The organism is Rhodococcus sp. NPDC059968 (assembly GCF_042738615.1).
Lineage (GTDB): Bacteria > Actinomycetota > Actinomycetes > Mycobacteriales > Mycobacteriaceae > Rhodococcus_F.
The window spans coordinates 90032-96936 of the sequence record NZ_JBHWUE010000039.1; the positions used below are offsets into that span (position 1 = coordinate 90032).

At 60.5% G+C, this 6905-nt stretch carries 6 protein-coding genes; 1 reads left to right on the top strand and 5 read right to left on the bottom strand.

Annotated elements, in window-relative coordinates:
• The first annotated feature begins 677 nt into the window (after positions 1-677).
• Positions 678-1118: a hypothetical protein gene (locus ACFWAY_RS27820; RefSeq protein ID WP_378512905.1), complete on the top strand. Its 441-nt coding sequence runs from the start codon at positions 678-680 to the stop codon at positions 1116-1118.
• Positions 1119-1250: 132 nt separating this feature from the next.
• Here the strand turns inward: ACFWAY_RS27820 and ACFWAY_RS27825 are convergent, their stop codons facing one another.
• The 5 genes from ACFWAY_RS27825 to ACFWAY_RS27845 form a co-directional block, all read right to left on the bottom strand.
• Positions 1251-2672 (bottom strand): FAD-dependent oxidoreductase, encoded by a 1422-nt coding sequence (locus ACFWAY_RS27825; protein ID WP_378458907.1) that lies wholly within the window; start codon positions 2670-2672, stop codon positions 1251-1253.
• Entirely contained in the window at positions 2672-3706 is a 1035-nt protein-coding gene (gene gshB / locus ACFWAY_RS27830) for a glutathione synthase (protein ID WP_378458908.1), read from the bottom strand. The genes ACFWAY_RS27825 and gshB overlap by 1 nt, the downstream gene beginning before the upstream one ends.
• 142 nt (positions 3707-3848) lie before the next feature.
• A complete protein-coding gene (gene tadD, locus ACFWAY_RS27835) occupies positions 3849-5300 on the bottom strand; it encodes a non-phosphorylative glyceraldehyde 3-phosphate dehydrogenase TadD (protein WP_378512906.1) in 1452 nt (483 codons plus the stop codon).
• Entirely contained in the window at positions 5297-5998 is a 702-nt protein-coding gene (locus ACFWAY_RS27840) for a glutathione S-transferase family protein (RefSeq protein ID WP_378458910.1), read from the bottom strand. The genes tadD and ACFWAY_RS27840 overlap by 4 nt, the downstream gene beginning before the upstream one ends.
• A gap of 35 nt (positions 5999-6033) precedes the next feature.
• Positions 6034-6750, bottom strand: a complete 717-nt coding sequence (locus tag ACFWAY_RS27845) for a glutathione S-transferase C-terminal domain-containing protein (RefSeq protein WP_378512907.1) — start codon at positions 6748-6750, stop codon at positions 6034-6036.
• Positions 6751-6905 lie beyond the last annotated feature (155 nt).

The window sequence follows — 6905 nt, forward strand, 5'->3', positions numbered from 1 at the left end:
GCAGCCGGCGCACTACTGAATAGGGCAAGACGTCGACGTATGTGCGAGCATCTCGAGTGCCGGTGCTGACCCGGCGTCGCTGGCCCCCTCCCAATGGCCCGGACGGAGAGGGAGGAGGCTGACCGGCACACCACGCTCACGACCATGAACAGCTACGAACCGATCGACGACCTAGACCCGCAGGCACCGCCGGGTGGCGTGCTGGTTCTGCTATCCGTCGCCGGCCAGGACACAACTTCCTGCAACAACCGCTGCCTGTTCCGGGCCGACGCCGATGCCGCGCGCCGCGTTCGGGTCCTAGGCCAGCTACTACATAGGGACCGAGGCATCCGGAGATCGAAGAGAACTCAGCCCTGTTCTTTACTAGGCCCAATAGCCCCCAAACGGACCCCTATCATCGGGCTGGGAAACACGACATCTCTCTTACCACACCGGACACGACCACGTCGGCTGGACCATGGGCTGCGGCTCCGCCCGCGTCCTCGCGGACCTCATCGACGAACACGGACCCGGCATCTACCCCACCCTTACTCCCCCGTCATCCACACCCGTCGCTGATTCAGCCAAGCCCGCCGTCACCACACCAGGGCGGCGGACTTTTCCGCTACACAAGGCGGCATCGACGTTAAGATCTACTGAGCTTGGCGGCTCGTCAGACAGACTGGGAGGACGACAGGGTGGTCCGTGATCAACTCCGCATCGGTGTGCCGAGGAAGGTTGCCGAGGACCTCTATGAGCTTGGATTCGATCAACCTGTCGAGACCTCACGTGACACGGAGCAAACCCTGGAGACGATTCGTGTCTATGTGGAGGTCTCCGGTGCCGTGATCTCGTCGCTGGACAGCTTTTCCACGGTACTGGTCAGCCTCGGCGAATTGCCCGATCTGTGTAGCGCGATCGCGGGCTGGGTCAAGCGGGAAGGTGGGATTGCACAGGGCGGCTCGGGATCTCCGGAATCCAAACAGGAAGGACTGCATTTCAGTGTGACGCTGTCGAAGCCCTCCGCGGCGAGCGAGTCGGGTCGGGTGAAGCTTGACGATGTCACGTCAACTACGGAGCACGAGTTCGTCACTCAAATGCTTGGGGCGCTCCGCAAGCATGTTGCCGACTCTCGCTAAAGGGACGCGCGTCGCCACGATAACGCTTTCGACGCATGGCGATGCGCACCCCGTCCACACAGCGAAACACTCGTACAGCCGGGACATGCTGCATCCCAGCCGGATCTCGGAGAGCACCGGATTCGGGTTGCTCTAGAGTCTGTCTGCCAACCTTCTGGCGGCGAGCTGAACGGCTTCCCAGACGGTTGCAAATGGTGGCGCGTACGACAGATCCATGGCGGCGAGGTCGTCGACAGTCATCTGCCCCCATAGTGCTGCGGCCGCAGTGTCAATTCGCTTGGCGGAGTTTCGGCCTCCGACGATCTGAACACCAAGAAGTCGTCTACTCCTCCGGTCTGCGATGATCTTGGTAGCGATCGGTGACCGCTCCGGCATGTACCCGCTGGCGGTTCCCCCCACTGTGACCAGCGATTCTGGGCTGAATCCGGCGTCAATTGCAGCGTCGGTCGAGAGCCCGGCCCGTCCCACTTCCACGTGCACATTTGGATTGGTGAATCTCGTTATGGCTGTCGCCAGCACACCAGCAAATTGCTGTTTTCCGCCGACGACGTTGTATCCGCAGATCCTGCCTTGCTTGTTCGCATGCGTGCCTAGAGGAGCGAATGTACGGGTACCCGTGATCCTGTCGATGACCTCGCAGCAATCTCCCGCAGCCCAGACGTTTTCAGCCACTAATTGGTTCTCATCTGGCAGGTATCCGCCAAACTCGCCGACCGAGAGGCCGGCGGCGACGCCCAGCTCAGTGGCGGGCCTGACACCGAGCCCGAGTACAACGACATCCGCGGGGTACGTTTCACCGTTGCTTGCTGTCAGTGAACGAACTCTTCCATCAACGATGTCGATGCCTTCGACTACGCACTGCGGGACAACGTGAACTCCGCCTTCGGCGAGGGCGCTGTGGACGCGGGCGCTCATGTCCTCGTCGAGGTTGCTCATCACCGAACTGCGGGTGATCAGCGTAGTCTCGAATCCGCGATCGACCATCGCTTCTGCCATCTCGACACCGATGTAGCCGGCACCAACAACTACCGCGCGCCGAATGGCTTCGGTTGCTTCGGAATCTGACGATTGTTCTGGCAGTACAAGACTGAGCCATTGACGTGCATCGTCGAGGTTCTTTACGGGGAGAATTCCCGGTGTCAGATGTCCGTTGCTGTCAACCGCCCATGGTGGAATGACAGGGTGCGCTCCAGTTGCGAGCACGAGTTTGTCGAAGTCTACCGTTTCGGATACGCCGACGCTATTTCCGTATGTGACGGTGCGCGTTTCGAGGTTGATGTCGGTCACCAACGCATCTAGGCGAAGATCGACGCCCATTTCTCGGTGGCGGTCGGGAGTGCGGGCGATCAGTTCGTCTTCGCAGGCTACCGTTCCCGAGATCAGATAGGGCATTCCGCATGCTGAGTAGGAGGTGTCGCGGGTTCTTTCCAGCACGACTACCTCGATCGTGCGACCATCGGCGTGCGCCGAACGCAGCGCTTGGTGCGCGGCACTCATACCAGCGGCGTCGGCACCGACGACGACTACGCGTTCGGTGTGGTCTGTGATTGTCATCAGCGGACCTCTGCGTTCGCACACAGAGCCGCTACCCACGATATGGTGCTAGTTGCGAGATGCGTCCCGCTGAGTGCGTCGATCTCGCGAATCCCCGTGGGGCTGGTTACATTCACTTCGGTGAGCCTATCTCCGATGATGTCGATTCCGACGAAATGGAGCCCGCGTTTGACGAGCTCCGGACCGAGAGTTCTGCAGATCCTGCGATCGTTCTCTGTGACCGTGTCGATTTCCACGCTCGCGCCCGTTGCCATGTTGCAGCGGAATTCGTCGCCCTCTGCGATGCGCCGGACAGCACCGACTGGGGTTCCACCGAGAACGATGACGCGTCGGTCCCCAGCCGTGACCGCGGGGATGAACTGCTGGACAACGACGTGTTTGGTTCCACGCTCGGTAGCGGTATCGAGGATCGAGTGCAGATTGGGGTCGCCAGGACTGAGCAGCATGATCCCGCGTCCGGCCATACCGTCCGTTGGTTTGAGAACGGCCCTCCCCCATGACTGTACCGCGTCGATGATCTCGGTCTGATCTGCGGAGATGAGCGTCGGCGGGCCGAGTTCTGGAAAGCGAAGAGCAAAAAGCTTCTCGTTTGCGTCCCGCAGACCGCTGGGTGAGTTCAGCATGAGGGTACGCGCAGGATCGACCAGGTCGAGGATATATGTCGCCCGCAAGTAGTCGGCATTCACCGGCGGGTCGGTCCTCATGAATACGGCTGCCGCAGTGTCGAGAAAGATCTGCTCGGATTCGGTCGCGACAAACCAATTCTTTCCGATGATCCACTTGCCGTCGATGAGTACTGCAGGCTGCAGCGTGACGCCGCGAGTCTGCGCCGTTGCTCGCCCAGCTGTCACGCCCAGTTCTGCGATAGTGGTCACAACGACGCGATGTCCAAGCGCCTGAGCTGCTTCCATCAGTGCCACTGTGGTGTCGTGGGCGGGGGCCAGCTCACTGAGCGGATCGGTTATGAACACGAACGTGAACCGTGAACTGACCGTATCTGTCGTCGCTCTTGAAGGGATGACTTGCTGCCTCATGTGTCCGTCCTGTTTCTGGGCGCGTCGGCGGCCGTGCGTACGAGGATTCGATGCACGGGTGTAAGGAGCTGTCGGCCCGCGCTGGGTAAGACGTGCTCATCACTGGAAAGTTGCGACGAGCCGACAGCTCAATTCGTGCATCTCAGCGCTTAACGCGGAGCACCCTGAAATTGGTGTATTCGAGTATCCCATGGACGGACTGTTCAACACCTAGTCCCGACTGCTTGATTCCGCCGAAGGGGACGTCCGATGTCAGCACTGGATGCTGATTGACCCACGCAGTACCGGCTTCCAGGCGATTCGCTACTTGCACTGCGCGTTGTTCGTCCGTGGACCACACCGATGCGCCGAGCCCGAGATCCGAATTGTTGGCGCGTTCGACGGCGTCGTCGATGTCGGTGTAGGTCAGGATCGGAAGAACAGGTCCGAATTGTTCTTCCTTGACCAGCGGAGTCGTGTCGTCGAGACCGCGGACAAGAGTGACAGGATGGAAGTATCCTGGCCCGTCCGGGATTTCGCCACGGAAGTAGACATCGGCGCCGCGGTGCACCGCATCGTCGACATAGCCTCGGACTTTTTCCAGCTGCGCCAGGTTCTGGATTGGACCCATGTCTACGCCCTCGTCGAGTCCGTTGCCGACGACGATCGTCTTGGCCACTTCAGCGAGTGCCTCCTCGATCGCGGACGCGAGGCGGACGGGGACGTAGAGGCGTTTGAGACCAGCGCATACGGCACCGCAGTTGGACAGTGCCGCCCAATAGAGGTCGTCTGCCATGGCCGCGACGTCCACGTCGTCGAGGACGATACCCGCGTCGTTGCCTCCAAGTTCTAGGGTCAGCCTCTTCAACGTCGGACCCGCGCCGGACATGATCGATTTGCCTGCCCGCTCTGAGCCAGTGAAGGTGATCTTGTTGATCCCCGGATGAGCTGTCATTGCGCGCCCCAGGTCGTCTCCACCACTCAGAATTTGGAGAACACCGGCGGGAAGCGCCTGTTGCAGTAGTTCACCGAGACGGAGAGTGGCTACAGGGGTGAGCGGGGAAGGCTTGAGGATGATGGTGTTTCCGGTGACAAGCGCCGGGCCGATCTTCCACAGTGCCAGTAGCAATGGGTAATTCCACGCGGTGATCGCACCGACTACACCGACTGGCTCGCGGTGAATCTCGATGTACTCGTCGCTGTTGTCCCGATAGATCTCGACCGGGATGTCGGTACTCGCGTACCGACCGAGGCCCCGTAGCCCGGAATCAATCTCGCCGGCAGCCTTGGCTAAGGGCTTGCCCTGTTCCAGCGTTACCAGCATGGCGAGTTCGTCGATATTCGTGCGGACGAGCTCGACAACGTTCCGAACGATATCCTGTCGCGCCGCGATGCCCATGTCACGCCAGCTAGGGGCGGCACGCCGAGCGGCATTCACAGCAGCGTCAAGATGCTCGACGCCGGCGTCAGGGACTTCAGCGAAGACCTCACCGGTCGCGGGGTTGTTCACCCTGTTGACGGCCGACGTTGTCACGATCTGTCCATCGATTGTTAGACCAGGTGCGATTGTTAGACCAGGTGCATTGTCGGCCAACAGGTCTGGGGAGTTGCTCATGCCGGGGATCCTTCGGGTCGGAACAGACGTTGGAACTGCTCTGCGTTGTAGACGTTCTTTCGCGCAGCTTCTTCACGTGGGTCGGAGAACTTGACCTTCGCGGCCGGGCGCGCTGCGATTCGGTCCGACCACGCCTTCATATTCGGAAAGTCCGAGACCGTAATTCCGTGCCCACCTGCAACTCTGGCCCAGGGATAGGTTGCGATATCGGCAATCGAGTACTCGCCGGCAAGATAGTCCCGATCGCGGAGCCGGTCGTCGAGAACTTTGTACAGGCGTGCTACCTCACCGACGTATCGGCTCCGGGCGTAGGGGTTGTCGATACCGTGCTTCGGGGCGTGTGAGACGAAGTGGGCGGCCTGTCCTGCCATAGGGCCATGATTCGCTACTTGCCAGAACAGCCAGCAGAGCGCCTCCTGGCGGCCGCGGGGGTCGGCGGGCAGCAGCCGTCCGGTCTTTTCGGCGAGATACTGCAAAATGGCCCCGGTCTCGAAGAGCGCGATTGGCTCGCCTCCGGGGCCATCGCGATCTACGATCGCCGGAACCTTGCCGTTCGGATTGATCCGACGATACTCGGGCGCGAACTGCTCCCCTTCCTTGAGGTCGGTCCATACGATCTGGTATTCAAGCGAAAGCTCTTCGAGTGCGATCAGCACTTTTCGCACGTTGGGGCTTGTGTAGTAGTAGAGGTCAATCATCGAACGATGCTCCAAGAGAGTCGATTACCGGCGGGTTAGATGTCGTACTGCTTGCGGATGCGGTCCAGGTACGCCATCAGGTTCGGTTTCGTCTGGACATACCCGGCGCCCAGCCATTCCTGTGGTTGGTCGGCGATGTGCCGGATGATCGAGTACACAGTTGCGTCGATGGAACGCAGTTCGCTTCCGAGGAAGTACTCGCTGTCCCCGAGAAAATCCGAGAGAGCATCGACATCTGCACGGAAGAAGTCGACGACTACTTCAGCCTTCCGTCGTCCCATCCCCTGGCCATTGAAGCCCTCGACGACCCGGACACGGAATGCGTCCAGGAATGCCCGCAGTTCCGGGGTCACCTCGCCGCCGCCGACAATGCAGGGAATGTAGGTCTCCCAGCCCGAATCCTCACGGTAGCGTGGCTGGATGATGCCGCTCCAGTAGAGGTGCTCCTCGACCAATCGGCTGAACGACAGGGACAGCGCCCGGTCCTTGGCAGACAGGTCAGCGTCAAGCTTGTCGCCGTACTTGTCCTTCAGGTAGGCGATGATCGTGTTGGAGTCGCCGACTTTGGTTCCGTCGCTGTCGACGATGTACGGCAGCTTGCCGTGGGGCGAGTCCTGGTCGAGGGTCGCCAGGTCCTGCGTCTTGTGTTCGAAATCGACACCCGTGAACGTCAGGTAGTTGACAATCTTGGTGACGTACGGGCTGATGTCCGGAACACCGAAGGCTGGTGTGTATCCGTAGATGGTGATCATTGCGACTTTGGAATCCTAGTCTTGGGAGTCATAGTGCCCGGCGGTCCACAGAGGCGGTTTACCACTGCAGGAAGGTGCCATTCGAATGCTGGAACCGGCCCGAGTTCTCGGGGGTGAGGTTGTCGATGTTCTTGATCAGTCCGGTGGCGGCCTGT